At 68.6% G+C, this 25,131-nt stretch carries 25 protein-coding genes; 3 read left to right on the top strand and 22 right to left on the bottom strand.

Features of this window, described 5'->3' with window-relative positions; all coding sequences use genetic code 11:
- Positions 1–263: 263 nt before the first annotated feature.
- From NKJ07_RS09125 to NKJ07_RS09140, 4 genes are all read right to left on the bottom strand, one after another.
- Positions 264–1,367 (bottom strand): IS630 family transposase, encoded by a 1,104-nt coding sequence (locus NKJ07_RS09125; protein ID WP_318569508.1) that lies wholly within the window; start codon positions 1,365–1,367, stop codon positions 264–266.
- Between the two features lie 35 nt (positions 1,368–1,402).
- Positions 1,403–1,732: a DUF2238 domain-containing protein gene (locus NKJ07_RS09130; RefSeq protein WP_425504740.1), complete on the bottom strand. Its 330-nt coding sequence runs from the start codon at positions 1,730–1,732 to the stop codon at positions 1,403–1,405.
- A 183-nt stretch (positions 1,733–1,915) separates the two neighbouring features.
- Entirely contained in the window at positions 1,916–3,520 is a 1,605-nt protein-coding gene (locus tag NKJ07_RS09135) for a TrkH family potassium uptake protein (RefSeq protein ID WP_318570274.1), read from the bottom strand.
- A 70-nt stretch (positions 3,521–3,590) separates the two neighbouring features.
- Entirely contained in the window at positions 3,591–4,265 is a 675-nt protein-coding gene (locus tag NKJ07_RS09140) for a helix-turn-helix domain-containing protein (RefSeq protein WP_318570275.1), read from the bottom strand.
- Positions 4,266–4,475: 210 nt separating this feature from the next.
- Here NKJ07_RS09140 and NKJ07_RS09145 point away from each other — a divergent pair, with 210 nt between their 5' ends.
- Positions 4,476–5,960, top strand: coding sequence for a globin-coupled sensor protein (locus NKJ07_RS09145; protein WP_318570276.1), 1,485 nt, complete (start codon positions 4,476–4,478; stop codon positions 5,958–5,960).
- An 8-nt stretch (positions 5,961–5,968) separates the two neighbouring features.
- On the opposite strand, the gene trkA is transcribed toward NKJ07_RS09145, so the two are convergent.
- From trkA to NKJ07_RS09160, 3 genes are all read right to left on the bottom strand, one after another.
- Positions 5,969–7,306: a Trk system potassium transporter TrkA gene (gene trkA / locus NKJ07_RS09150; RefSeq protein ID WP_318570277.1), complete on the bottom strand. Its 1,338-nt coding sequence runs from the start codon at positions 7,304–7,306 to the stop codon at positions 5,969–5,971.
- Between the two features lie 115 nt (positions 7,307–7,421).
- A complete protein-coding gene (locus tag NKJ07_RS09155; RefSeq protein WP_318570278.1) occupies positions 7,422–7,829 on the bottom strand; it encodes a CBS domain-containing protein in 408 nt (135 codons plus the stop codon).
- Between the two features lie 151 nt (positions 7,830–7,980).
- Positions 7,981–8,514, bottom strand: a complete 534-nt coding sequence (locus NKJ07_RS09160; RefSeq protein WP_318570279.1) for an SRPBCC family protein — start codon at positions 8,512–8,514, stop codon at positions 7,981–7,983.
- Positions 8,515–8,632: 118 nt separating this feature from the next.
- Here NKJ07_RS09160 and NKJ07_RS09165 point away from each other — a divergent pair, with 118 nt between their 5' ends.
- Entirely contained in the window at positions 8,633–9,418 is a 786-nt protein-coding gene (locus NKJ07_RS09165) for an FAD-binding protein (protein WP_318570280.1), read from the top strand.
- A gap of 96 nt (positions 9,419–9,514) precedes the next feature.
- On the top strand, positions 9,515–10,714 hold the full coding sequence (gene coaBC / locus NKJ07_RS09170) for a bifunctional phosphopantothenoylcysteine decarboxylase/phosphopantothenate--cysteine ligase CoaBC (protein WP_318570281.1): 1,200 nt from the start codon (positions 9,515–9,517) through the stop codon (positions 10,712–10,714).
- A gap of 13 nt (positions 10,715–10,727) precedes the next feature.
- On the opposite strand, the gene NKJ07_RS09175 is transcribed toward coaBC, so the two are convergent.
- From NKJ07_RS09175 to NKJ07_RS09245, 15 genes are all read right to left on the bottom strand, one after another.
- Positions 10,728–11,150, bottom strand: coding sequence for a DUF7322 domain-containing protein (locus tag NKJ07_RS09175; RefSeq protein ID WP_318570282.1), 423 nt, complete (start codon positions 11,148–11,150; stop codon positions 10,728–10,730).
- A gap of 121 nt (positions 11,151–11,271) precedes the next feature.
- Complete coding sequence (locus NKJ07_RS09180) at positions 11,272–13,038, bottom strand: Na(+)/H(+) antiporter subunit D (protein WP_318570283.1); 1,767 nt, start codon at positions 13,036–13,038, stop codon at positions 11,272–11,274.
- Positions 13,038–14,774: a cation:proton antiporter gene (locus tag NKJ07_RS09185; protein WP_318570284.1), complete on the bottom strand. Its 1,737-nt coding sequence runs from the start codon at positions 14,772–14,774 to the stop codon at positions 13,038–13,040. Before NKJ07_RS09185 ends, NKJ07_RS09180 begins: the two co-directional genes overlap by 1 nt.
- Complete coding sequence (locus NKJ07_RS09190; RefSeq protein ID WP_318570285.1) at positions 14,771–16,312, bottom strand: monovalent cation/H+ antiporter subunit D family protein; 1,542 nt, start codon at positions 16,310–16,312, stop codon at positions 14,771–14,773. The genes NKJ07_RS09185 and NKJ07_RS09190 overlap by 4 nt, the downstream gene beginning before the upstream one ends.
- Entirely contained in the window at positions 16,305–16,661 is a 357-nt protein-coding gene (locus NKJ07_RS09195; RefSeq protein ID WP_318570286.1) for a cation:proton antiporter subunit C, read from the bottom strand. The genes NKJ07_RS09190 and NKJ07_RS09195 overlap by 8 nt, the downstream gene beginning before the upstream one ends.
- Positions 16,658–17,182 (bottom strand): MnhB domain-containing protein, encoded by a 525-nt coding sequence (locus tag NKJ07_RS09200; RefSeq protein WP_318570287.1) that lies wholly within the window; start codon positions 17,180–17,182, stop codon positions 16,658–16,660. The genes NKJ07_RS09195 and NKJ07_RS09200 overlap by 4 nt, the downstream gene beginning before the upstream one ends.
- Positions 17,179–17,715: a DUF4040 domain-containing protein gene (locus tag NKJ07_RS09205; RefSeq protein WP_425504741.1), complete on the bottom strand. Its 537-nt coding sequence runs from the start codon at positions 17,713–17,715 to the stop codon at positions 17,179–17,181. Before NKJ07_RS09205 ends, NKJ07_RS09200 begins: the two co-directional genes overlap by 4 nt.
- A complete protein-coding gene (mnhG, locus tag NKJ07_RS09210) occupies positions 17,712–18,107 on the bottom strand; it encodes a monovalent cation/H(+) antiporter subunit G (RefSeq protein ID WP_318570288.1) in 396 nt (131 codons plus the stop codon). The genes NKJ07_RS09205 and mnhG overlap by 4 nt, the downstream gene beginning before the upstream one ends.
- 3 nt (positions 18,108–18,110) lie before the next feature.
- The gene (locus NKJ07_RS09215; RefSeq protein ID WP_318570289.1) at positions 18,111–18,386 is read right to left on the bottom strand and encodes a cation:proton antiporter; all 276 of its coding nucleotides are present in this window, start codon (positions 18,384–18,386) and stop codon (positions 18,111–18,113) included.
- A complete protein-coding gene (locus tag NKJ07_RS09220) occupies positions 18,383–19,429 on the bottom strand; it encodes a monovalent cation/H+ antiporter subunit E (RefSeq protein WP_318570290.1) in 1,047 nt (348 codons plus the stop codon). The genes NKJ07_RS09215 and NKJ07_RS09220 overlap by 4 nt, the downstream gene beginning before the upstream one ends.
- Positions 19,430–19,676: 247 nt before the next feature.
- On the bottom strand, positions 19,677–20,369 hold the full coding sequence (locus tag NKJ07_RS09225) for a type 1 glutamine amidotransferase domain-containing protein (protein ID WP_318570291.1): 693 nt from the start codon (positions 20,367–20,369) through the stop codon (positions 19,677–19,679).
- A 77-nt stretch (positions 20,370–20,446) separates the two neighbouring features.
- Positions 20,447–21,778 (bottom strand): ABC transporter ATP-binding protein, encoded by a 1,332-nt coding sequence (locus NKJ07_RS09230; protein ID WP_318570292.1) that lies wholly within the window; start codon positions 21,776–21,778, stop codon positions 20,447–20,449.
- The gene (locus NKJ07_RS09235; RefSeq protein ID WP_318570293.1) at positions 21,778–22,911 is read right to left on the bottom strand and encodes an ABC transporter ATP-binding protein; all 1,134 of its coding nucleotides are present in this window, start codon (positions 22,909–22,911) and stop codon (positions 21,778–21,780) included. The genes NKJ07_RS09230 and NKJ07_RS09235 overlap by 1 nt, the downstream gene beginning before the upstream one ends.
- A complete protein-coding gene (locus NKJ07_RS09240; protein ID WP_318570294.1) occupies positions 22,908–24,146 on the bottom strand; it encodes an ABC transporter permease in 1,239 nt (412 codons plus the stop codon). Before NKJ07_RS09240 ends, NKJ07_RS09235 begins: the two co-directional genes overlap by 4 nt.
- Positions 24,146–25,114, bottom strand: a complete 969-nt coding sequence (locus NKJ07_RS09245) for an ABC transporter permease (RefSeq protein WP_425504755.1) — start codon at positions 25,112–25,114, stop codon at positions 24,146–24,148. Before NKJ07_RS09245 ends, NKJ07_RS09240 begins: the two co-directional genes overlap by 1 nt.
- Positions 25,115–25,131 lie beyond the last annotated feature (17 nt).

Below are 25,131 nucleotides of genomic sequence, written 5' to 3' on the forward strand. Positions count from 1 at the left end.
CGTCGTTCTCCGTCGGTGAGAATCGACGGCCCGACCGTGAGTATCTCCCGTAGCGGTGGCTGAGGGGGGAGTTGTCCAGCGATACCGGTGTGGCTCGCTCGCCGGCGGAATCGGACGGTGCCGGGCCGTCAGCGCGACGACTGCGTCGCCATCGACGCCTCCGCGTCACCGGCGTCGGACCGGCGGGCGTGCCAGAGAGCGAACGCGACGGCACCGAGCGTGTCGAGTGCGAGGTCGATCACCGTGTCGGTGGCGTATAGTACTTAGCGTAACTTCTGAAGATAGCCGCCGAGATAATTGTCGATCCAAGAGGCCGCGAAACTTAGCTGGGTCGTGAGCTTCTCGAAGAGCTCGGTGAGGAGAGCGCGGTATTCTGCCGCGCTCTCCACAATCAATGGTGACGCTTCCCATTTCAGACTCTTCCAGACCTGCTCGATCGGATTAAGATCCGGTGAGCCAACGGGGAGAAACACGAGGTCAATCCCAAGCTGATGAGCTCGTTTGCGTGTGTACTCGCACACGTGTGAAGAGAAGTTATCCAAGACGAGCAGAATCCGCTGGCTCGGATTCTGCTCGCGGATCCCTTCGAGACACTCGCAGATTCGCTCTTTCTCCTGAGTAGTCGGGAACTGGAGTACACTCTCACCAGAGAGTGCATAGAACCCGACCGCTGGTGAAGTTAGACGAACCAGCGGTCGGGTAATGTGAGGGTCGTCGACGGTGTAGAGTCGCTGTGAGTTATCCCACGGTTGTGGATGCGATGTGTCGAGAAATCCAAGCACAGTTCCACCGTCCGTCCGGATCTCTTCGTCAACGACCCAGCCTTCCTCGTCGTCTCCGTCGCGTTTGTTGTGCGGCTCATCAGATCCCTCGTCGAACGCGTCGCCGACGCGTTCGTCGAGGATCTCTTCGGCATCCTCTGGCCGTGATGGACGCTTAGTCCGCGGAATTGCGTAGGAGAGGCCGAGCTTTTCGAGGAACGTAGTGAGGTGGCCTGGGTGAAACTCAACGTCGAACTCCTCGTTGATGAGGTGCTGTATCTCCTGTTTCTTCCACGGTTGGCCCTCACGGAGCAGTTCCAAGAGGCGTTCCTGTTGTTCTTCGCCGAGCTTCGGGGGCCTGCCGCCCCCGAAGTTCGGCATCAAAAGTCCGAGGCCACCCTTGTTCCATCGGCGGGCCCAACGTGTTCCTGTTGCGGAGGACCTGCCGACATCGTCGGCAGCGTCCTCCAAGGTCGCACCCTTGTACAACCGCTTGATGAAGATCAGCCGCTCAGTGAGTTTTTCATCTGTAGACTCCGTGAGGAGTCGATCGAGATCGTCCTCACTGAGGTGACGGACGATCTCTTTGCGGCGATCTCCAGACATACCTCAGACATCAGATTCCACCTTCATAACTTCCACTAGGCACTATACGCCACCGTCCAGTCGACGTAGAAGTCCTTGAACAGGTACTCGTACACCTCGAAGCCCGCCCCGATGGCGAGGACGGCGAGCGGGAGCGCGACGAACTGGCGCGAGTCGAACGGCGTGACGCGGACGAGACAGAGCCAGGCGGCGACGCCGAAGCCCGACAGCGAGTGGGTGAGCAGATCCCACCACCAGACGCTGGTGTACACCTCGTACGCGAGGCCGCCGAAGTGAAGCGCACAGACGACGAGAGAGTACGCGACGAGGGCGGGCCAGACGATGCCGAGGGCGGGGGAGTCAGTGGCTGCGTAACGTGACGACATGGGTGGGGACCGTCCCGCGAGGGTGGGCGCGTGGAGGAGTGCGGGACTACGTCGTGGCGTCGACCTATCACGTTAAATCCTTTGTGAACTTCGCCCGATCCGGCGAATCGGCCCCCGACCGCGTCGTCGACCGTGGCCGCCGGACGGCGTCGACCGTCGACGACCCACGCCCACGGCGGTCGGTCACCGCTGCCAGTACTCGGGGGTGAACAGCACGAGCACGGGGATGATCTCCAGGCGGCCGGCCCACATCAGGGCGATCATGAACAGCTTGCCGAGGTTCGAGAAGTCGATGTACGACCCCATCGGGCCGACGGTCCCGAAGCCCGGGCCGACGTTGCCGAGCGTCGACGCGGCGGCACTCATCGCCTCCAGCACCGACAGCTCTTGGCCGATGCGCGTCGCGTCGGCGAACAGCAGCGCCGTCGCCACGAAGAACAGCACGATGTAGAGGAGCGTGAAGGCGTAGATCCCGCGGATCGCCCGCTCGTCGATCGTCCGGCCGCCGAGACGAACGGGGCGGATCGCGTCGGGGTGGGCCGTCGTGAACAGCTCCCGCCGCACGGACTTCAGGATGACGTACCAGCGGACGATCTTGACCGACCCGCCGGTCGACCCGGCGGAGCCGCCGATGAACATGGCGAACAGCAGGAGGTACTGGGCGGGTGCCGACCACGAGTTGAAGTCCATGCTCGCGTAGCCCGTGGTGGTCACGATGGAGACGGCCTGGAACGCGGCGTGTCTGAGCGCCGGTTCGGCCCCGCCGACGATCGTGCCGCGGAACGCGTCGAGGTACGCCGCGTCGTACGTCTCGCCCGGCGGGACGCTCGTCACGAGCCCGCTCCCGGTGAACAGGAGCCCCGCCCCCAGCGCGGTGATGACCGCCAGCGTGCCGGCGTAAAAGCGGAACTCGGCGTCGCGGAACAGCCGGCCCGAGTCGCCCGTGAGGACGTGCCAAAACAGCGCAAAGTTGGTCCCGGCCGCGACCATGAAGGGGATCACGAGCCACTGGACCGCCGCCGAGAACGCCTCGATGCTCCGCGCTTCGGGCGAGAACCCGCCAGTGGGCATCGTCGTGAGGCCGTGGGCGATGGCGTTGTACGCGCTCATGTTGGGCGCGAGCCCGCCGACGTGCAACGCGTAGAGGAGCCCGATCTCCAGGATCGTGAAGCCGAGGTACGCCCCCCAGAGCGCTCGGGCGGTCTCGGCAATCCGCGGCGTCAGCTTCTCGATGCCCGGGCCGGGGGCCTCGGCGTCCATGAGCTGTGCGCCGCCGACGGAGAGCTCCGGGAGGATCGCGACCGCGAGCACGACGATCCCCATCCCGCCGAGCCACTGGGTGAGCTGTCGCCACATCATGATCCCGCGGCCGTGGCTCTCGAAGGAGATGTCGCCGAGGACGGTCGCCCCGGTCGTGGTGAAGCCCGACATCGACTCGAACAGCGCGTTCGCGGGGTTCGCGAGCGTCGATTCGGGGTGGGTGGCCGCGAGGACCGGCGGGAGGCCGTGCGCCTCGACGAGATATGGGACGGCCCCGACGAGACTGACCGCGAGCCACGTCGCCCCGACCATCAGAAAGCCCTCGCGGGCGAGGATGTCGGGGTCGGGCTCGAGCCGTTCGAGGCCGACGCCGACCGCGACGGTCAGGGCGATGGTGACGACGAACGGGGCGACCGCCTCACCGTACGCCAGCGCGGTCACGACGGGGATACAAAGCGGGACCGCGAGATACTTTAGCACGCTCCCCACGAGGCTGAGGCTCGCCCGGTAGTTGACGCGGAGTTTCACGGCCCCCCACCGTCCATCGGATACACACCCGGACGTGTCCCGAGCGCGTCTTCAACTTACTGAAGTACCGTCAGGGCCGACTGTCGGCGGCACGGACGGGGTCGCCGTGCCCGGACGCGCCGGGGAGACACTCGTCAAGGAGCGCTCGCTCGGCGGCTCGAAGCGTCTCCGCGAACGCCGACGGTGAGACGCCCAGCGCCGACGCGACCGCCTCCGCCGTGGCTCCCCTGGGGTACTCGAAGTAGCCCATCCGGTGGGCGGTCTCGACGACCTCCCGCTGGCGGTCGGTGAGCCGCCCCCGGTCGACGACCGTCGCGTCTCCCGCCCGGCCGGCCGCACCGTCGCCCGCGACCAGTCGCCGCAGGCTGACATCGAACGACTCGGAGAGCGCGTCGACGACGCGTCGAACCGTCGCCCGGCCCGGGGCGTAGAAGGCGACGACGAGCCGTCCGTCGACGCCCCGAACGCCGGCGACCGGACAGCCCTGTGCCTCGATCACCTCACAGGGACAGCCCGTCCCGCACGGCTGGGTGGTGCGGTACACGACCGCCTCGCGCGTCTCGAACACGGGCGTCCCGACCGGGTCCCGTGCGTCGCGTCCCACGCGATACTCGTCGACGCGGTGGCCGTCGACGACCGCCCGCGACACGTCGGTGATCTCGCCGTCGACGTCCCGGGAGGCGGCGGCGACCGGACAGTGGCTGTCGCACGCGACGGCGAGTTCCACGCGGATCCCCTCAGTCATGACTCACGGCGGACGGGGATCGGTGAAAAGCGTTCACGTCCGGCTCTCAGCGATGATACCCAATATATAAAACACCGTGATACTGCGGCCGAGCAGTGAACTAGAACGACGTCGGATCGGTACACACCACAAGTGGTCCGCCTCGGGGGCGGGCCGACGGGACTACAACGCGTGTCACGAGCTACTACAGATTCGACGGACCGAACCGGTGTGACGGACGCCGACAGACGGAATCTCGACGGCCAGGCGCTGGCTGCCGACATCGGTATCGACCGACAGGAACTCGCGCGGCGCGAGGAGTTTTTCGACCTGACGGACGCCGACGTCGACCGGCTGGCGGGGATGGACGGCGTCGTCGACGGGGTCGCGGCCGACCTCGTCGACGACTTCTACGACCGACTCCGAACCGACGAGGAGGCGGCGGGGATCTTAGAGCGGTCGTCGCTCCCGATGGCGGCGTTGAAGCGCTCGCAGGAGGCGTATCTCAGGGGGTTGGTCTCCGGGACGTACGACCTCGACTACGTGGCCCGCCGCGCGCGGATCGGTAAGATACACGATATGATCGGGCTCGGGCCGGAGCTGTATCTCGGCGCGTACACCGTCTACACGGAGGGACTCGTCCGGGCGATCGGCGACGACGCCGTCTCCCGGCACGAGGGCGAAGACGCCGTCGAACGGGCCGTCGGGGAGGTCGTCGACCGCGTCACGTCGCTTCTGAAGATCGTCACGCTCGACCAGGCGATCGCGATGGAGACGTACATCGACTCGTACGCCTCGCGGCTGGAGACCGCCCTCGACCGCCACGAGCAACTGGCGCGGGACGTCGAGCGCGAGGTAGAGACGCCGATCGAGGAGCTCCGCGAGGCGTCGGCGCGCGTCGCTGACCGGTCGGGGCGGATCGACGACCACGCCAGCGCGCTCACCGAGCGCGCGGGGACGGTCACCGCGGAGGCGTCGAACCTGAGCGCGACGGTCGAGGAGATCGCCGCGACCGCCGACGAGGTCGAGACGACGAGCACCCACGCGGAGGAACTCGCCGAACGGGGCCACGAGTCGGCGACGGCCGCCGCCGACGCGATGGCGGACGTGAGCGACGCCGCCACCGACGTGGCCGCCGACGTCGAGGCGCTCGAAGAGCGCGTCGACCACATCGACGACGTCGTCGAGGTCATCGACTCGATCGCCGATCAGACGAACATCCTCGCGCTGAACGCCTCGATCGAGGCCGCTCGGGCGGGGGAAGCGGGCGACGGCTTCGCCGTCGTCGCCGACGAGGTGAAGAACCTCGCCGGGGAGGCACAGTCACAGGCGCGGCGGATCGAGACGACGGTCGCGGAGATCCAGACGGACACGGCCGAGACGGCGGCGAGCCTCGACCGTGCCACCGAGCGCGTCGAGGCGGGGCTCGACCAGGTCGACGGGGTGCAGTCCGACCTCGACGACATCGCCGACGCCGTCCGCGAGACCGCCGACGGGATCCGCAACGTCGCCGAGGCGACCGACGAACAGGCGTCGAGCACCGAGGCGGTCGCGAGCATGGCCGACGACGTCGCCGAGACCGCCGCGGAGGTGTCGTCGGGCGTGACCGACATCGCGGCCGCGAACGAACAGCAGGCGTCGACGATCGAAACGGTCCGGACGGCGACCGCGCGGCTCACCGACGGAACCGACGACGACAGCGACAGAGGGACGTAGGAGACGGCCTACAGGAGCGACGCCACGCGGTCGCTGACGGCGGTGTCGACGAAGACGACGACGTGGTCGCCGGGTTCGATGACGGTATCCCCACGCGGAACGACGAACTCGCGCTCGCGGGTGATCGCCCCGATGACGACGCCTTCGGGGAGCTCCGAGACCGAATCGCGGATCGCGTGGCCCGCGAGGACGCTGTCGGCGTCGATCTCGATCTCCAGCACTTCGGCCTTGTCCGACTCGATGAGCGCGACGTTCTCCGCGCCACCCTCGCGGGTGAAGCGAGTGATCTCCTCGGCGACAACCTCGCGCGGGGAGACGCCGACGTCGATGCCGACCGCCTCGAACAGTTCGACGTACGTCGGCGTGTCGATGACCGCCACCGTGCGCTCGACACCGAGTCTGGCGGCCAGAAGCGAGACGAGCAGGTTCTTCTCGTCGGAGTCGAGGGTGGCGATGAGCATGTCGGCCTCGCCGACGTGTTCGCGTTCGAGGAAGTCCAGATCCGTCGCGTCGGACTCCATCACGACCGTTTTCGGGAGTTCCTCGGCGAGTTCGCGGGCGCGTTCGCCGTCCTGTTCGATGAGTCGCGGGCTGAAGCCACGTTCCTCCAGAAGGCGGGCGACGTGGTAGCCGATCTCCGATCCCCCGACGACGACCACCTCCTCGGCGGTGCCGGGCGACTCCTCGGGGGCGACCGACGCGGCAAACTCCTGGACGGATTTGGGCGAACCGATGACGACCACGCGGTCGCCGGCGCGGATCGTCGTCTCGCCGCGAGGGATCTCGACGCAGCCGTCGCGGAGGATGGCCGCGAACGTGAGCGCGTCGAAGCGGTCGGCCTCCTGGACGGTCTGGTCGGCGACGGGACTCCCCTCGTCGACCTCGAACTCGGCCATCTGGACGCGACCGCCGGCGAAGGGGTCGACGTCCCGCGCCGCGGGCAATCCGACGACGCGGACGATGGCCTCGGCGGTGAGCAGGTTCGTACACACCATGAAGTCGACGCCGAAGGCCTTCTCCGAGCGCCGCCACGTCCAGAGGTACTCGGTGTTCTTGACGCGGGCGATGGTGAAGGCGTCCGAGACCGCCTTCACCGTCGAGCAGGCGACGATGTTGGTCTCGTCGTTGTCGGTCGAGGCGATGACCATGTCCGCTTCGTCGACGCCGGCCTCCTCGAGCGTCGAGACGGCGGTCCCGTCGCCCCGGATCGCCAGCACGTCGAGCGAGTAGTTGAGTTCCTCGGCCCGCTCGGGGTCGCGTTCGACCACGACGACGTCGTGCGTGTCGTCCAAGTCGGCGGCGATCGACGACCCGACCTGTCCGGCACCGATAATGACTACGCGCACCGGCTGCCACCCATGCCACATCCATCATCGGGGCCGGTGTATGAGTATTTCCTTTCGACACGCGACCGCCTGGATGGAGCGCGGGCGACCCGATCGGGTCACGCCGCCGGACGGTTCATACGTCGGTTCCCCGGCCGTACGAGAGGTACGCGGTGAGGTCCGTCGTCGACAGCAGCCCGACGACGCCCGCGTCCACGTCGACGACCGGGAGATGTTGGATGTCGTTGGTGATCATCGTGGCCGCCGCGTCGCCGACATCGTCTTCGGCACCGACGGTGACGACCTGGTCGGTCATGTACTGCTCGACGGTCGCGTCGGGTCGGGCCCGGCCGGACGCGATGATGTCCAGGAAGTCGGTCCCCGTCAGGACGCCGACCAGCCGTGCGTCGTCGTCGACGACCACCAGCGACCCGATCCCGTGCGCCAGCATCGTCTCCGCGGCGTCGGTGAGACGCGTCCCGGGCGTCACGGTGACGACCTGGTCGGTCATGAGCCTGTCGACGGGGACGTCTTCGAGCTCCATAGTCGAACAGTGTTGAATACAACGCAAAAGCGTGTCGGACGGCAGATATTTTGCGACAGATCGTGTAAAATATATCGAGTGAGTGATTATATCGGAGTTGGCTGGCTGTATGGTCAACTACCGTCGGTGGCGGACGGACTACTCCGGTGTCTCACGACGGTCGGCGTTCGACCACCAGTTCGACCTCGCGGCTCCGCCCTTCGATGTCGGCGACGATCCGTTCGACGACCCGCTGGGCTTCCTTCACGAGGACCGGTTTTATTTTTCCGACCACGAAGTCGAACGAGACGAACCGGGGGAGGTCAAGCGTGCCGTCCCGCGCGGTCTGCGCGTCGAACTCGACGCCGAGGGTGACGCGACAGGCCACGTCGGCGTCGGCCGGCGCGTCGGCCGGGAGGTCGTCGAGTTCCTCGACGCGCCATTGGCCGTGGGCGTGGAGGTCCTTCACGATGCGCCAGTCGATCCGCCACGGCGGGTCGACGTCGGTGACTTCCGAGCGGGCGGTGTAGGTGAGCTTCCACCACGCGAAGCGCAGGTCGTAGCGCGTCCCCGGTCCACCGTCGCCGCGCTGGTGCACGTTCTTGAGGTACTCGGAGTACCGCGCGTACCGAGGGAAGTCCTCGAGGAACTCGTACACCTCGTCGGGCGGGAGGTAGACGACGGTGCTGACGACGATCTCGTCCACGACCAAGGGTAGGCGTCCGGGGACAAAACCCTGTGGGCCTCCGGCGGGTGGGTGTCGGAGCGGCCCGACGGCCGGCCGACGACGGTACGCACATCACGGTCCCCCACCAAGCGTGGGTGTGACCGTCACCGAACCCACCACGGACGTACTCGTCGTGGGCGGTGGCGTCGCCGGCCTCACTGCGGCGACGTTCACCGCTCGGGCGGAGCTCGACACGCTCGTGCTGAACGACGGCGAATCGATCCTCCGGCGGAACGCACACCTCGAAAACGTCCCCGGCTTCCCCGCGGGGGTGAACCCGCGGCTGTTCGCGGATCTCCTGACCGAACAGGCCGAGCGGAACGGCGTCGTGATCGAGTCGGCCCGCGTCGCCGCGATCGAACCGGGCGACGACGACCCCTGGATCGACGTCCGGACGGCCGCGGGCGACAGCCGCCGGGCGAGATACGTCGTCGCGGCCTCCTGGAGCGACGCCTCGTACCTCCCCGCGGGGGTCGACCGACGCACCGCCGGCTCGAAGACGTTCGTCGACGAGGACGGCGTCGGCCGGACCTCGGTGGCGGGGCTGTACGCCGCCGGCCGCCTCGCCGAGACGTACCACCAGGCGGTCGTCGCCGCCGGTCACGGTGCCCAGGTGGGGATCACGCTCGTCCACGACTCCGACACCCCCTTCTACCACGACTGGGTCACCCCCGAGGGCTACTTCACCGACCGCGGGCGGGAGGTGCCACCGGGGTGTGAGGAGATCGGTCCAGCCGAACAGCGGCGGCGACAGGCCGCGTCCCGGGAGCTGATGCGCGAACGCTTCGCCGAGCCGCATCGGGAGCGACAGCGGACCCACCCGTCGCTCGTCGGCGACGAGAAGGGGAGAGTCGACGAGGCGTGGGAGATCGAGGGCTCGTAGACAGCGAGTCCGCACGATAGTCACCGACACGACAGTCACGAGACGCCGCCGCTCGCACCGGGCGGCTTTTACTCGCCACCGGCCCAACGTGGCCGCATGCTCGAAGGAGTCAACGTCGCGCTCGGGGTCTCGGGGTCCATCGCGGCGGTGAAAGTCGTCGAACTCGCCCACGAACTCCGGCGACACGGGGCCGCGGTCCGCGGCGTGATGACCCCGGCGGCGCAGGGCATCATCCACCCGTGGGCGCTAGAGTTCGCCACCGAGCGCGACGTCGTGACGGAGATCACCGGCCGCGTCGAGCACGTCGACCTCTGCGGCCGGGAGGGGTGGGCCGACGTCCTCCTGCTCGCGCCCGCGACGGCGAACACGGTCGGCAAGATCGCCGGCGCGGTCGACGACACGCCCGTGACGACGTGTGCGACGACGGCGCTCGGCGCGGACGTCCCCGTGGTGTGTGCGCCCGCGATGCACGAGCCCATGTACGACCACCCGGGCGTGCTCGACGCGCTGGCCCAGTTGGAAGAGTGGGGGGTCGCGTTTGTCGACCCCCGGCTGGAGGAGGGCAAGGCGAAGATCGCCACCGAGGCGGCGATCGTGACGGGCGTCGCGCGGGCGGTCTCGGGGGGCGGACTCGACGGCCGGCACGTCGTCGTCACCGCGGGAGCGACCGCCGAGCCGCTCGACCCGGTCCGCGTGCTGACGAACCGCTCGTCGGGGCGGACGGGTCGGGCGCTCGCCCGCGCCTGTCACGTGCAGGGGGCCGACGTCACGCTCGTCCACGGGACGGGGAGTTCGAGACCCGACGTCGACACGCACTACGCCGACACGGAGTGGGTCGAGACCGGCGCGGAGATGCTGGCGGCGACGCGCGCCGCCTGCGACGACGCCGACGCCCTCCTGTCGGCGGCGGCCATCTCGGACTTCACCGTCGACGCGAGCGCGGAGAAGATCCGCTCGGGCGAGCCGCGAACGCTCGACCTCCGGCCGACGCCGAAGCTCATCGACCGCGTCCGCGACGATGACCCGGCGCTGCCGATCGTCGGCTTCAAAGCCGAGACGTCGGGCGACGACGAGGCCATGGCGCGGGAGGCGAGACGGATCATGTCGCGGGCCGACCTCGCGTTCGTCGTCGCCAACGACGCGAGCGTGATGGGCACCGAGGAGACGCGGGCGCTCGTCGTCTCGGGAGCGTCGTCCGACACGTTCGTGGGGTCGAAGCTGGCGCTCGGAGAGCGGATCGCCGACGAACTGGTCGGCGTCCTCACGGAGGACGTGACCGGGGACGACGAGCCGTGACGCGGCGTGAGGGTCAGGGCTCGATCGGGGCATCGCCGTCGGCATCGGGACCCTCTCTATCACCGTCGCTCTCGTCGTCCGCTGCGTTATCCACGTCTGCGTTATCCACGTCGGCGTCCTCGACGTCGGTGTCGCTCTCGTCGGTCCCGCGGGGCCACCGGTAGAGCCCGTAGGCGGTCAGGACACCGCCGGCGACGAGCAGCCGGCTACCCGTCGTCCAGTCGTTGCGGAAATAGATCAACATCGCACCGAGGCTCACGAGCAGGACGACGGCGTTCCAGACGAACACGTGGAGGACGAACAGTTGCGCGACCTTCGACTGCTGGAAGATGTCCCCGGCCGCCGTCGGGACGTCGACCGACGGAGCCTCGATCGTCGGCCCGTCCATCCCGTCCGGATACAGGCTCTCGGAGTCGTCGAACCAGTCGTCGTCCATCACTGAGAGATGCCACGCGAGGATATTCAGGGTTCGGGTTCGGGTCCGGGTCCGGTCGCCGGGCGACGAACGGCGGTGACTGCCCCCGTCGGGCCGCCGTGGAGGTGCCGTGCCGCGTCGCTCACATCAGCAACACGGCGACCGTCGCCACGACGACGAGCGTCACGAGCACGATGCTCGTCCCGATGTCGGCGCTCAGCCGCGTCGGCACCCGGCCGGTGACCCGCCCGATCGTCGAGCGAGGGTCGGTGACGACGCTGTTCGCAACGCGGGTCAGCGTCACCGCGGCCCGGTCCACTGCGGCGTACAGCTCCGTCGTCCCGACGACGAGGAGCCGGGTACCGTACAGCACGGCGGGGTTGTACAGGTCGTCGATGTCGGGGACCCGCCCCACCGCGGACAGTGGCTTCTTGACGAGGACGAACCCCACGAGCCCGACGACGGCGAGGGCGACTCCCTCGACGATGTGGCCGACGGTGTACGTGGTGTAGGCGTGCGAGACGATCGGTTCGGTGGTCACGTCGTACGGGAGCAGCGCGAACAGCGCCGAGTCGAAGACGCCGTAGAACACACAGAGCGCGGCGACCCCGACCATCGCGATCGACTGCCCGACGTTGGCGTCGGCGACGCTCTCGTCGTACTCGCCGTGGAAGAACGCGTAGTAGCCGAACTTGATGAACGACATGAACGTCCCGACGCCCCCGACGAGGAGGAGCCACTCGAGGGTGGTGCGGCCGCCGAACGCGAGGGGCCCGTCGGCGAAGTCGTAGTGGCTGGCCGAGATGACGATCCCCTTGCTGACGAAGCCGTTGAACAGCGGGAAGCCCGCGATGGAGAGCGCGGCGACGACGAACGCGACCGCGGTCAGCGGCATCTCACGGCCAAGTCCGCCGAGCTTCTTGAGGCTCTCGGTCCCCGTCCGGTAGATGACGACGCCGGCGGTCATGAACAACAGCCCCTTGTAGAGGATGTGGTTGAACACGTGGGCGAACGCGCCGGCCTGTGCCAGCGTCGTGCCGATGCCGACGCCGGCGATCATGTAGCCGACCTGCGACTGGATGTGGTACGAGAGCAGCCGCCGCATGTCGTTCTGGAACAGCGCCATCGTCGCCCCGAAGACGGCCATGATCCCGCCCATGTACGCGATCGCGAGTTGCCCCTCGGGGAACGCCCGGTACATGCCGTAGACGCCCGTCTTCGTCGTGAACACGCAGAGGAAGACGCTCGCTGCGATGTGCGGCCGCGGATACGTGTCCGGCAGCCAGGCGTGGAGGCCGACGAAGCCGACGTTGACCCCGATGCCGACCGCCGCGAGGACGGGCGCGACGGGCCCCGCCATCCCGCCGTCGGCCGCGGTGAACAGGAACGACCCGACCTCGACGTAGTGCCAGACGACGGCACCGAGGAGGAGCGTCCCGCCGACGCCGTGCAGCAGGGCGTACCGGTAGCCCGCCCGCACCGCTCGCCCGCCGTAGTACCAGACGAGCAGCGTACTGGTGACCGCCATGAGCTCCCAGAAGAAGACGAGCGTCAGCCAGTCGCCGCCGAAGACCGCCCCGAGGCTCGTCCCGACGTACGAGAGCGCGAAGGCGGTCTGGATCGGCGCTGCCTCCGAGTACCACGAGTAGAGCACGGCAACCGCCCCAATGAAGCCGAAGACGAGCCCCATCAGCGTCGAGAACGGGTCGACGTTGTACAGCACCGCGTCGAACCCGAACAGCGCGACCGGGAGGTGCGCTCCCTCGGGTGTGAACCAGACGTACGGGACGACGACGCCCGTCGCGACGATGCCGAGGAGGTGGGCGGCCCGCCGACCGAGGAACGGGATCACGAGCGCCGCCAGCAACACCGGCACGAACGGCGGGACGAGCGGCTCGATCGCGACCATCAGACGGTCACCCCCGTCGCGCCGGCGACGATGAGCCTGACGATCCGCAGGAAGACGGCGGCGTCAGGGACGATACCGAGCACGATCGACCCGGTCGCCGCGAAGAGGATCGGTCCGAGCATGAACCAGGTCGACTCCGCCCCGTTCCACGCGCGGTGTTCCCACGCGGGGCTCGCGTCGTGTCCGTGGCTGGCGTCGATCTGTGCTGCGGCCTCCGCCTCGTCGATCGCACCCTGTCCCTCGTGGTCCGCGGCGTAGCCGTGATCGTCCCGGAGGGCGTCGGAGTCGTGCTCGTCGTCGGACGGAGCGCCGCCGTCGGCCGCCGCCTCGGACGTGCCGTAGCGGCCGCCGAGCGTGTTCTCGACGATGGGTTTCGGGTCCGAGTGGCCGGGCGACTCGAAAAAGGCCGTGTACACGACCGGCCAGAAGTACGCGATGTTGAGGACGCCCGAGACTAACAGCGCGGCAGTGAACACGACGTCGCCGGCCGACACCGTCCCGATGAGCAGGAAGTACTTGCTGACGAAGCCCGCGATCAGCGGGATGCCGGCCATCCCCAACGCGGCGACGCCGAAGGCGGTCATCGTCAGCGGCATCCGTCTGCCGATCCCCGCCATGTTGCTGATGTCGTCGGTGTGGGTCTCGACGTGAAGCGCGCCGGCACAAAAAAAGAGGGTGAGCTTCATGAACGCGTGGGCGGGGATGTGGAGGAGTCCGCCGACCAGCGAGAACGGGTCGAGCACCGCCAGTCCGAGCACGATGTACGACAGCTGACTCACCGTCGAAAAGGCGAGCCGACGCTTGAGGTTGTCCTGTCGGAGCGCGATGACGCTCGCGGCGACGAGCGTGAACGCCGCGACGGTCGCCAGCACGACGCCGACGCCGAGGTCGGCGACGAGGTCGGGGCCGAACACGTCGAGGATCACGCGCGCGATGCCGAACACGCCGGACTTGACGACCGCGACCGCGTGCAGGAGCCCGGAGACGGGCGTCGGTGCGACCATCGCGTCCGGCAGCCACGAGTGCAGGGGCATGAGTGCGGCCTTCACGCCGAACCCCACGACCAACAGCGCGAACGCGGCGCGGGCGAACGTCGGGTCGGCCGTCGACAGCGCGGCGATCCCGCCGGGAGCGAACGCCGTCGTCCCCGGGGCCCCACCCGATCCCGTGAGCCAGAAGACGAGGAGCGCCCCCGCGAGGACCGCGACGCCGCCGCCGAACGTGTACGCGAGATACTTCCGGCCGGCCGCCCGCGCCTCGTCCGTCTCGTCGTGCGTGACGAGCGGGTACGTCGCGACCGTGAGCAGTTCGTAGAAGACGAACAGCACGAGCAGGTTCGAGGCGAACGCGACCCCGACGGCGGCCGAGAGGCTCCCCGCGAACGCCGCGAAGTACCGCGTCTGGGCGTGCTCGTCGAGACCGCGCATGTACCCCATGCTGTAGAAGCTCGTCACGAGCCACAGGAGGCTCGCGAGCAGGCCGAAGAGGATCCCCAGCGGGTCGGCCCGGAGCGCGAAGTCCACCCCGGGGACGAACGTCCCGAGGTTCGTCACGTACACGTCGCCGGCGAGGACGCCGGGGACCATGCTGGCGACGAGGCCGAGTTTCGTCACGGCCGCGAGAACGGTCCAGGCCTCCCGCAGGTTCGGCCGTCCGCGCGACGCGAGGATCGGGAGGATGATCACTGCCGAGACGAGCACCGCGGCGAGCGGTCTGAGAGACGTGATTTCAGTCATGCGAGAAGTCGTTGGATAGTCGGTTCGAGGAGCTGTCCGTACTCGAACGCGGAGACGCCGAGGACGACCGCCAGGACGGCCGCCGCCAGCACCGTCGCCCGCATCCCGGTCGACACCGCCGAGGGCTCGGTGACGGGGTCCGTCCCGATCCCGTCGGCGACGGCGGTCCGGGTCTGCGACCCGCTGTCGGCGTCCACATCGGTGTCAGCCCCGGCGGTCGACCCCGTCGACTCGCGGAAGTAGATCCGTTCGAGGATCCGCGCGAAGTACGCGAGCGTCAATAGCGTGCTCACGAGGATGACGACCGCGAGCGGCCACGCGCGTCCCTCGACCGCGCCCAGTGCGATGTACCACTTGCCGACGAAGCCGACCGCGGGCGGCACGCCGACCATCGCGAGCGCGAGGACGCCGAAGGCGGCCGCGCCGATCGACGTGCGTTCGGCCAGCCCCTCGTAGGCGTCGACGGTTCGCGCGCCGGTCTCCTCGGCGATCAGCCCGCTCGTCAGGAACAGCCCGCCCTTCATGATGGCGTGGCCGACGAGGTGGATCATCGCGCCCGTCAGGGCCGTGCCGTTGGCCACCGCGATGGCACCGACGACGAGGCCGAACTGCGAGACCGACGAGTACGCCAGCATCCGCTTGATCTCGCGTTGGGTCACCGCGAGGACGCTGCCGAGGACGATGCTCACCACGGCCCCAGCGACGAGGACGGTCCGTGCGAACTCGTTCGCCGCGAGGAAGTCGACGGTGAACACCGTGAACACGATGCGGATCAGCGCGTACGCCGCGACCGTCGAGACGAGCGCCGAGATGAGCCCGCTCACCGTGTCGGGGGCCCCGGCGTACGCGGCCGGCTGCCACGTGTGGACGGGGAAGACGGCGATCTTGACGAAGAGGCCGACGACGAGCAGCCCGAACGACGCGCGGACGAGCGTCGACGTGTACCCAACCGCCGCGAGCTGCGCCGAGAGGTCGGCCATGTTGAGCGTCCCCGTCGCGACGTACGCGTAGCCGATCCCGAGGAGGAACAGCGACGCCCCCACGGTCCCGACGAGGAGGTACTTCAGCGCGGCGCGGGCGGAGCGACCCCCCTCGCCGCTCGCGACGAGTGCGTACGCCGCGAGGCCGGTGATCTCTAAGAAGACGTACATGTTGAACACGTCGCCAGTGATGCTCATTCCCGTCAACCCGGCGACCAACAGCAGGTACGTCGCGTAGAAGGCGTTCGACCGGGGGCCCGCACGTCGGGCGTAGCCGAGGACGCCGAGCGCGACCACGGCGACGAGGACGGCCATCGTGGCCGACAACCCGTCCACGACGAGTTCGATGCCGAAGGGTGCGGTGAAGCCGCCGACGACGTACCGGACCGGCTCGCTGCCGAACGCGTCGACGGCGAGCGTGACGGCCGCGGCGGTCTGGACTGCCGACGCGACGACCGCGATAGGCCAACCGGTCTCCGAGCGGACGAGCCCGACGAGCAACACCACGACGGAGCCCAGGATCGGGAGTGCGACCAGGAGGGCGGGGAGGTCATTCATCGGCGATCACCTTCTGGATCCCCTCCTCGGTCAGCGTGCCGTACTCCCCGTAGATGCGGACGATCAGCCCGAGCGCGACGGCGGTGAGGCTCACGCCGACGACGATGGCGGTAAGGATCAACACGTGCGGAAGCGGGCTGACGTACGGCTCGGGAGCGGTCAACAGCGGCGGACTCCCCCCCTCGACGAACGCGGTCACGATGAAAAAGAGGAAGATACCGGTCTGGAACACGTTCATCCCGATTACCTTCTTGACGAGGTTCTGGCTCCCGATCATCGTGTACGTCCCGACGCCCAACAGCAGGAAGGCGACGAGGTAGTAGAGGCGGTCGACGACGAGGTCGATCACGCGGCGTCACCCCCGCGTTCGCGGTCGTGTTCGTTCTCGTACTCGTGTTCGTCGCCCCGCGAGCCGGCGGCGATGACGAACAGGAGGCCGGTGACGACCCCTGCGACGATGAGCCCGATAGCGAGTTCGACGAGTTCGATCCCGTACTTCGAGGCGTCCTTGATCCCGTAGGTGGTGTACTGCAGGAAGTCCCCCCCGAGCAGGACGGAGCCGAAGCCGATCAGGAGGAACACGAGGACGCCGAACCCGACGAGCGCGGCCGGGAGCTTCGGCCCGACCCACCGCCGCGTCGTTTCGATGCCGAACGCCAGCCCGAGCATGAGGACGACCGTCCCGACGATGACACCCCCCTGGAAGCCGCCGCCCGAGGAGTCCGCGCCGTGGAACATCACGAACAGCCCGAACGTGAAGACGAACGGCGTGATGACGCGGACCGTCGTCATGATGATCGGACTCTCGACGTACGGGCTGATCGCGTCGTTCCCGGCGGAGTCGTCGGCGCGTCCCTCAGCGTCGCTCATCCGAACACCTCCCGGTTGAGGACGAGCAACAGCCCGACGCCGGCCGCGTAGACGACGACGGCCTCCCCGAGTGTGTCGAACCCGCGGTACGCCGCCAACACGGCGGTGACGGCGTTCTCGACGCCAGCTTCGGAGTAGGCGTTGGCGAGGTAGTAGGCCGTCACCTCGTCGGTCGCGACCGCAGAGTCGTCGGAACCGACCGCCGGGAGCGCGAGGAGCGTCGTCGAGAGCACGGCGACGAGGGTGACGGCCACGCCGGCTGCGGGGAGGTCGACGCGCTCGAACGTCTGTTCGCCGGCTGGGCGGACGGTCTTCGCGATGGTCAGGAGGAAGAGGATCGTCATCACCCCGGCCCCGACCGCGGCTTCCGTGAGCCCCACGTCGGGCGCTCGCAGGAACACCCAGATGATGGCGATCCCGAGGCTGTACGCGCTGAACGCGATGATCGAACCGAGCACGTCACGGAGCAGCGCGGCCGCGACCGCACAGCCGAGGACGAACACGAACAGCCCGATCTCCAGCGGCGTGATCACGACTCAGTCACCTCCCCCGCCGGCGTTCCGGTCGCGGAGTCGGACCCGGTGTCGGTCCCCGTCTCGGGTTCGGTCTCCGTCTCGGAGTCGGCGTCCGTAGTCCACGGCTCGATACCCTGTTCGGCGGCGGCCCGGGTGATCGCGTGGGCGGCGGTCGGGTTCGTGAGGAACATGAACAACAGTAACAGTGCGGCTTTCACCGTCGACAGGCCCGTGTCGACGACGAGCGCGACGGCCGCGAGCGCCAGCACCGCCCCGAGCGTCTCGCTCTTCGAGGTCGCGTGGGCGCGGGTGTAGAGGTCGGGCAGGCGGACGAGCCCGATGGCCGCGACGGCGGCGAAGAAGACGCCGCCGACGGCGAGGATCACGACGGCGATCTCCTGCGGCGTCATCGCTCAGAGCACCCCCCCGCGTTCGACGGAGAACTTCGAGATGGCGATTGACAACACGAAGTTCAACAGCGCGTAGACGAGCGCGATGTCGAGCGCGCCCGGCTCGCCGATCGCGGCCGCGAGCAGCGCGATGATGATAACGGTGTTGGAGCCGATGACGTTGACGGCGATGACCCGGTCGGGCATCGTCGGTCCGCGGACGATCCGGTAGACGCCGACCAGCGAGGCGACGACGAACGCCGCGGCCGCGGCGACGAGGACGTCTCCGACGAGCGTCATCGTTCACCTTGCTCCTCGCGGCGTTCGAGGGGGCTCGGGATGCGTGCGACCTCCCGCCCGTAGAACACGAACCGGACGGCACGCTCTAACGAGCCGGCGAAGAGGTCCTCGCGCGAGCTGGGAGTGAGCGTGTGGACGGTGAAGTGGCTCCGGGAGACGTCGACGGTCAGCGTCCCCGGCGTGAGCGTGATGCTGTTCGCGAGCGTCGTGACCGGCAGTGCCGACCAGACGGCGGCGTCGAACTCGACCATCTCGGGGTCGATCGGCAGGGAGGGGTGGAGGACGACGTAGGCGATATCGACGTTCGCCTTCGCGATCTCCCACAGCAGGTACGGCACGTAGAGGCCGAACCGGGCGAGCTGTCGGATCGTCCGGAGCGGCTGGATCGGCGTGGTGAGCGACACGCCCCACAGCGCGACGGCGACGACGGCCGCGCTGATCGCGCCCGTCACCAGCTCGAACGTCGCGACCGACCCTGCGAGGAGCAGGTAGAACAGGAACGAGACCGCGAAGAGGCCGAGGAACTGTGTGATGGTTCCGGAGCGGACGAGCAGGGGGCTCCGCCGCTCTCGCTGGATCGGCGCTTCGTGGATGTCGAGGCCCGCCCGCCGCATCTCGTTTTCGAGCGGGGGGAGCAGCGGCGTCGTGCCGAGCGGCGAAAAGCCAGGGTCGACAACGGCGAGATCGAGGTCGTTCTCGCGAGCGTAGCGGGCGAGTACGTCGGCGTAATCGCCCGGGCTGAACAGGTACTCGCGCCCCCCGATCAGCGCCGTCTCTATGGCGACCGCGTCGGCGTCGTCCCCGCAGTCCTCGGTGGCCCAGACCACGGCCCGGTCGAGGAGAGTCCGGGCCGCCTCGAACTCGGCCGTCTCCGCGCCGGACATCGAGCGCTGAGAGACCGGGTAGACGAAGTGCACTGACGGCTCCTGGCCGGTCTCGTCCGCGCGTTCGAGCGCGTACCGGACGGCGTACGCGACTGCGTTCCGGAGGGTGCTCGACTTGGAGACTGGAACGAGTAACCGGGCGCCAGTCAGCGGGACCACCTCCACGGTGAACGGACAGCAGTCCGAGCGTGAACGCTTGACATCGATACCTTGTCTAGGGGTTCCCCCATACCAATTAAAGCGTTTCTTTTCCCCGTGGTATCGGGGCTACAGTGGGTGCAGTTCTCGCCGCTGCCGAGGGAGGAGCGTCGGGGGGATCCACTCCGGTCGGCGTGTCGTTCACGGCTCCGCGAGACGGAGTGGTCCGGCACGACGGCGTCACCCGGTGCTCCGTGGTGCCCCCGCGTCAGGCACTCGGCGCTGCGACGTCCAGCTCCGCCAGAAGCGTCAGCGCCGCCTCGTGCGACGACGGCGGGCCGCGTGCGGTCACGAGGTCGCCGTCGACCGTGACGGAGGTGTCGGCGTCGAGTTCGGCGTCCCAGTTCGCGCCCACAGTCTTCACCTCGTCTTCGACCCAGTACGGGAGCTTCCGGCCGTCGGGCATCCGGTCGAGGTCGTCGACGATCCCCTCCTCCCACGCGTTCGGGAAGCCCGTCACGTCCCGGCCGGCGGCGAGGAAACCACCCTCCGAGTCGCGGGCGAACGCGAGGAGGCCGACCGCGTGACAGACGACGAGCGCCTTCCCGCTGCCCTCGATCGCCTCACGCAGTGCGGCACGGGCGTGACGGTCCTGGTTGATGTCCCACTCGGTGCCGTGGCCCCCGGGGAAGACGACGGCGTCGTACGTCGATGCGTCGACCGACGCCAGCGGCTCGGGGTCGTTCAGCCGCTCGTCGTTCGCGTCGCACTCCGTCACCCGTGTGGCCAACTCCTCGCCCACCTCGGCGGGGTCGACGGAGCGCTCGTCGACGACCGGCGGGTTCCCCGTCGGCGTCGCGACCGTGCAGTCGACGCCCGCGTCGGTGAGCGTCTGCAGCGGCTCGATGCACTCTTCTCCCCAGTACCCCTCCTCCGTAACGATGAACAGCGCGTTCGTCATCGCCTCGAACGAGGGGGTCCACGCGCAAAAGCGACCGGGCCGCGGAAATCGGGGCGGTCGCGAGCGGGGCCGATCAGCTACTCGTCGGCACCCGGCGCTTTCGTGTCCGCCTCGCCACCGCGTCCCGGGTCGTCGGCCGGGGCGTAGGCGGGGTCGTGGAGGTGACAGGCCGCCTCGTTCTCTCCCCCGGTCGGGCCGAGCGCGGGCCGTTCGTTCGCGCAGACGGTCGGGAACGCCTTGACCAGTCGGTCGTGCGCCGCGGCGGGGTCGCCCGTGACCAGGTCGTCGAGCGCGTCGCGGAGCACGCGTTCGGCGCGCGAATCCGACAGCGTCTCCGGGACACCGAACTCCGCGCGCACCGCGGCGGCGACCTGGTCGTCCCCGACGGCGTCGGCAACACCGCCGGCCTCGGCGGCGACGAACTCCCGGACGGCGTCGACGTCGATTCCGTTCCCTCCGAGACGGATCCGGAGGTCCATCGTCGCGCGCCACTCCTCGCGCCCGAGGTCGTAGTCGTCGGGCGGGACGATCTCGGGACAGCGGGTGTGGAACCGACAGCCGGACGGCGGGTTAGACGGGCTGGGGACGTCGCCGCTGAGAACGGTTCCCAGCCCGCGGGATCGGGGGTCCGGCTCGGGGATCGACGACAGCAACGCCCGCGTGTAGGGGTGCTGTGGGTCGGTGAACACCGCCGCGGTGGAGCCGATCTCGACAATCTCGCCGAGGTACATCACCGCGACGCGGTCGCACACCTCGCGGACGACGCCCATGTCGTGGCTGATGAAGACGATCGAGAGGCCGAACGCGTCCTGGACGCGCTCAATGAGCGTGAGGATCTCCGCCTGCACCGAGACGTCGAGCGCGCTCGTCGGCTCGTCCGCGACCACGAGATCTGGGTTGACGACGAGCGCCCGCGCGAGCGCGATCCGCTGGCGCTGCCCGCCGGAGAACTCGTGGGGGTAGCGGTCGAAGTCGCCGGCCGAGAGGCCGACGCGTTCGAGGAGATCCGCGACGATCCGGCGGCGGCGCTCGCGACCGCGGATACCGTGGATCACGAGCGGCTCCGCGACCGCTTCGCCGACCGACATCCGGGGGTCGAAGCTCGACGTCGGGTCCTGGAAGATCATCTGCGCCCGCCGGCGGAACCGCTTCAGCTCCCGGTCGTCGTAGCCGGTGATGTCCTCGCCGTCGAACAGCACCTGGCCGCCCGTGGGCTCTTCGAGCCGGAGGAGCGAGGTGGCCGCCGTCGACTTCCCACAGCCCGACTCGCCGACGATCCCCAGTGTTTCGCCGCGCTCGACCGTAAAGGAGACCCCATCGACCGCCCGCACCCGTCCGACCTCGGTCTTCAGGAGACCTTCGGTGATCGGGTAGTGCTTCTCGAGGTTCCGCACGTCGAGCAGGGGCATCAGTCGTCGTCCCCCGTGGGCGACCCCGTGCCAGTCTCTGTCCCTGTCCCTGTTCCTGTCTCGGTGTCCGACCCGGTGGGCCGTCCCGTGCCCGTGGCCGGGTCCGTCTCGCCGAGCACCACGCCCGGATCGCCGCCCGGGCCGAAGTGGACACAGGAGACCCCGTGGTCGGTGTCCGCGTGCGTCTCGCCGGCACCGTGGCCGTCCCCGACCTCGTACAGCGGCGGCTGGTCGCCCTCGGTGCAGGCGTCGACTGCGTGCGGACAGCGGTCGGCGAACCGACAGCCAAGCGGCGGCTCCGTCGGGTCCGGCAACGTCCCACCGATCGAGCGCATCCGCCCGCCGCGGCCGGGCAGGCAGTCGAGCAGGGCGCGGGTGTACGGGTGAGACGGGTGGTCGAAGAGGTCGTAGACACCGGCGGACTCCATCACTTTTCCCGCATAGAGGACCACGACGCGGTCGGCGACCTCGGCGACGACGCCCAGGTCGTGGGTGATGAGGAGGATGCTCATGTCGAACTCGTCTTGCAGTTCGACGAGGAGCCGGAGGATCTGTGCCTGGATCGTCACGTCGAGGGCGGTCGTCGGCTCGTCCGCGATCAGCAGTTTGGGGTTCGAGGCGAGCGCCATCGCGATGACGACCCGCTGTTTCATGCCGCCGGAGAACTCGTGGGGGTAGTCGTCGAACCGCGACGTGGCGTCCGGGATTCCGACGCGGTCGAGGAGTTCGAGCGCCCGCTCTTTCGCCGTCTGCTTCGAGCAGTCATCGTGGAGCCGGACCGCCTCGACGAGCTGCCAGCCGACGGTGTAGACGGGGTTGAGCGCCCCCTGCGGGTTCTGGAAGACGTGGGCGATCTCGCCCCCGCGAACCGCGGTGAGTTCCTCGTCCGACATGGTGGAGAGTTCGCGTCCCTCGAAGCGGATCTCGCCGTCGATCTCCCCGGGTGGAGTGCGGATCAGCCGGGTGATCGACTCGGAGGCGACCGTCTTCCCGGAGCCGGACTCGCCGACGAGACAGACGGTCTCTCCCCGGTCGACGGTAAAGGAGACTCCGTCGACCGCGCGGACCACGCCGTCGTCGGTGCGGAACCGCGTGTGGAGGCTCTCGACTTCGAGCAGCGGCTCCCCGGTCATCTGTCGGCCCTCGGGTCGAGCGCGTCGCGGAGCGCGTCGCCCATGAAGTTGAACGCGAGGATAGTGAAAAAGAGGAAGAAGCCGGGGAACGTCGAGATCCACCACGCCGTGTCGAGATCGGAGCGGCCGGCGGCGATCACCTGGCCCCACGAGGGGATCGTCGGGTCGCCGAGTTGGAGGAACGACAGCGCCGCCTCGGCGAGGATGTACCCCGGGATGGCGAGCGTCGCGGCGGTGATGACCGTCGAGGAGACGTTCGGGACGAGGTGTCGTCGGATGACGTAGGCGGCGTCCGCGCCGGCACTTTTCGCCGCGAGGACGTACTCCTCCTCCCGGAGCTGGAGCGCCTCCGACCGGACGAGGCGGGCGATGCCGCCCCACGACGTGAGCCCGAAGAGGACGATGAACATGAACAGCGAGCCACCGAAGAGGAACACGAGCAGGAGATACAGGAGGAACGTCGGGAAGGTGAGCTGGATGTCGACGTAACGCATCAACAGCTCGTCGACCGTCCCGCCCGTGTACGCCGCGACCGTCCCGACGGCGGTGCCGATCGAGATCACCAGCAGAGTCGTGATGAGCCCAAGTTTCATGCTCACCTGCATGCCGTAGATCACGAGCACGAGGATGTCCTTGCCGTCGGAGGTGGTCCCCAGCGGGTGGGCGAACGAGCCGTGACAGACACCACCCGAAGCCTCGCCGACGCACTGGATCGGGACCGACGAGTCCACGGTAGTGAACACCGGCGGCTGGTACTGCTGGGCGAGCGCGAGTTCAGGTGCGGGGATGAACACGGGGCCGAGCGTGCCGATCAGGAAGACGACGACGAGGTACGCGAGGCTCACGACGGCGAGGCGGTTCTTCCGGAACTGCCGCCAGTAGTACGCCGTGAGCCGGCGGTTGTCCGAGAGCGGGAGGGCCACGTAAAACACCATCGCGACGAGGGTGAGGAGGAAGAGCCAGTCGAGCTGGCTGACGTCCCAGACGAAGCGATCGCCGAACAGCGGCATCCCCGGTGGGAGCGCAAACGCGACCGTGGCGGCGTTCGGCGGGACGACGAGGTAGTCGTAGGCGAGCGCGACCCCGAGGGCCGCGAGGACGCCGAGCATGCCGAGATCCCGCCGCGAGAGGACCGCGCGGCCGCCGTCCTCGGACCAGTCGATGTCCTCGAACGTCTCGGAAGTCGGACCCCGCTCGCCGCCGTACCCCTGTCGGGAGTCGGTCTCGGTCGCCATCAGCGATCACCGTAGTCGATTCTCGGGTCGAGGACGGTGTACGCGAGGTCCTGAAACAGGTTGCCGACGATGGCGATGAAGACGCCGATGAGCACCGTTCCCAGGACCAACGCGGTGTCCTGTGCGATGATGGCCCGGAACGACAGCTGTCCCAGGCCGGGGATGCCGAAGACGACCTCGACGAGATACGACGCCGCGATGAAGATACCCAGGAGGTCGGAGATGAGGATCGTCACCAGCGGCGGGGAGGCCGGGCGGAGGATGTGGCGGGTGAGGACACGCCACTCGCTCGCGCCCTTGGCGCGGGCGGTCTTGACGAAGTCCGCCTGGACGAACTCCAGCGTCCGTGCGCGCGAGTAGCGCATCAGGCCGGCGATGGTGCCGGTCGTGAGGACGATCACCGGAAGGACCAGCTGCCGGGCCATCGCCAGCGAGAAGAAGGGCACGTCGGGGTCGAAGACGACCGGGAACCAGCCCAACTGGACGCCGAACACCAGCAAGAGGATGATGCCGAACCAGAAGTTCGGGATCGCGAAGCCGAAGAAAGCGAAGAACGTCGCCGCGTAGTCGGTTTTGGTGTACTGGTGCGTCGCCGAGTACAGCCCGATGGAGAGGCCGAGGAGGATCGAGAGGATCGTCGTCGGGACGGAGTAGATGGCGGTGTACGGGAGCGCCGCCCAGATCGCCTCGGTCACCGGTTGCGACCGGCTGTCGGACCACCCCCAGTTGAGTGTCACCATGTTCGTCATGTACGTCGTGTACCGCTCCCAGAGGGGGCGATCGAGCCCTCGCGCCCGTCGGAACGCCTCCCCGGCAGCCTCGGCGTCCCCACCGCTCTGGGCCACCTGAAACTGGAGCTGGGCGGCCTGCTGGTTCGGGGTCGCCGCCAGCAGCCCCCAGGTGACGGAGAGGATGATGAACGTCGCCACGACGGTCCACAGCAGCCGGCGGACGACGTACCACCGCATGCTCATCGTCGGCCCTC

Source organism: Salinigranum marinum (genome assembly GCF_024228675.1).
In the GTDB taxonomy this organism is placed as follows: domain Archaea; phylum Halobacteriota; class Halobacteria; order Halobacteriales; family Haloferacaceae; genus Salinigranum; species Salinigranum marinum.

Coding starts and splice junctions, on each gene's coding strand:
- NKJ07_RS09125 (WP_318569508.1), bottom strand. CDS start 1,367: ATGTCTGGAGATCGCCGCAAAGAGATCGTCCGTCACCTCAGTGAGGAC.
- NKJ07_RS09130 (WP_425504740.1), bottom strand. CDS start 1,732: ATGTCGTCACGTTACGCAGCCACTGACTCCCCCGCCCTCGGCATCGTC.
- NKJ07_RS09140 (WP_318570275.1), bottom strand. CDS start 4,265: ATGACTGAGGGGATCCGCGTGGAACTCGCCGTCGCGTGCGACAGCCAC.
- NKJ07_RS09155 (WP_318570278.1), bottom strand. CDS start 7,829: ATGGAGCTCGAAGACGTCCCCGTCGACAGGCTCATGACCGACCAGGTC.
- coaBC (WP_318570281.1), top strand. CDS start 9,515: ATGCTCGAAGGAGTCAACGTCGCGCTCGGGGTCTCGGGGTCCATCGCG.
- NKJ07_RS09175 (WP_318570282.1), bottom strand. CDS start 11,150: ATGGACGACGACTGGTTCGACGACTCCGAGAGCCTGTATCCGGACGGG.
- NKJ07_RS09180 (WP_318570283.1), bottom strand. CDS start 13,038: ATGGTCGCGATCGAGCCGCTCGTCCCGCCGTTCGTGCCGGTGTTGCTG.
- NKJ07_RS09185 (WP_318570284.1), bottom strand. CDS start 14,774: ATGACTGAAATCACGTCTCTCAGACCGCTCGCCGCGGTGCTCGTCTCG.
- NKJ07_RS09190 (WP_318570285.1), bottom strand. CDS start 16,312: ATGAATGACCTCCCCGCCCTCCTGGTCGCACTCCCGATCCTGGGCTCC.
- NKJ07_RS09200 (WP_318570287.1), bottom strand. CDS start 17,182: ATGAGCGACGCTGAGGGACGCGCCGACGACTCCGCCGGGAACGACGCG.
- mnhG (WP_318570288.1), bottom strand. CDS start 18,107: ATGACGCCGCAGGAGATCGCCGTCGTGATCCTCGCCGTCGGCGGCGTC.
- NKJ07_RS09215 (WP_318570289.1), bottom strand. CDS start 18,386: ATGACGCTCGTCGGAGACGTCCTCGTCGCCGCGGCCGCGGCGTTCGTC.
- NKJ07_RS09225 (WP_318570291.1), bottom strand. CDS start 20,369: ATGACGAACGCGCTGTTCATCGTTACGGAGGAGGGGTACTGGGGAGAA.
- NKJ07_RS09230 (WP_318570292.1), bottom strand. CDS start 21,778: ATGCCCCTGCTCGACGTGCGGAACCTCGAGAAGCACTACCCGATCACC.
- NKJ07_RS09235 (WP_318570293.1), bottom strand. CDS start 22,911: ATGACCGGGGAGCCGCTGCTCGAAGTCGAGAGCCTCCACACGCGGTTC.
- NKJ07_RS09240 (WP_318570294.1), bottom strand. CDS start 24,146: ATGGCGACCGAGACCGACTCCCGACAGGGGTACGGCGGCGAGCGGGGT.
- NKJ07_RS09245 (WP_425504755.1), bottom strand. CDS start 25,114: ATGCGGTGGTACGTCGTCCGCCGGCTGCTGTGGACCGTCGTGGCGACG.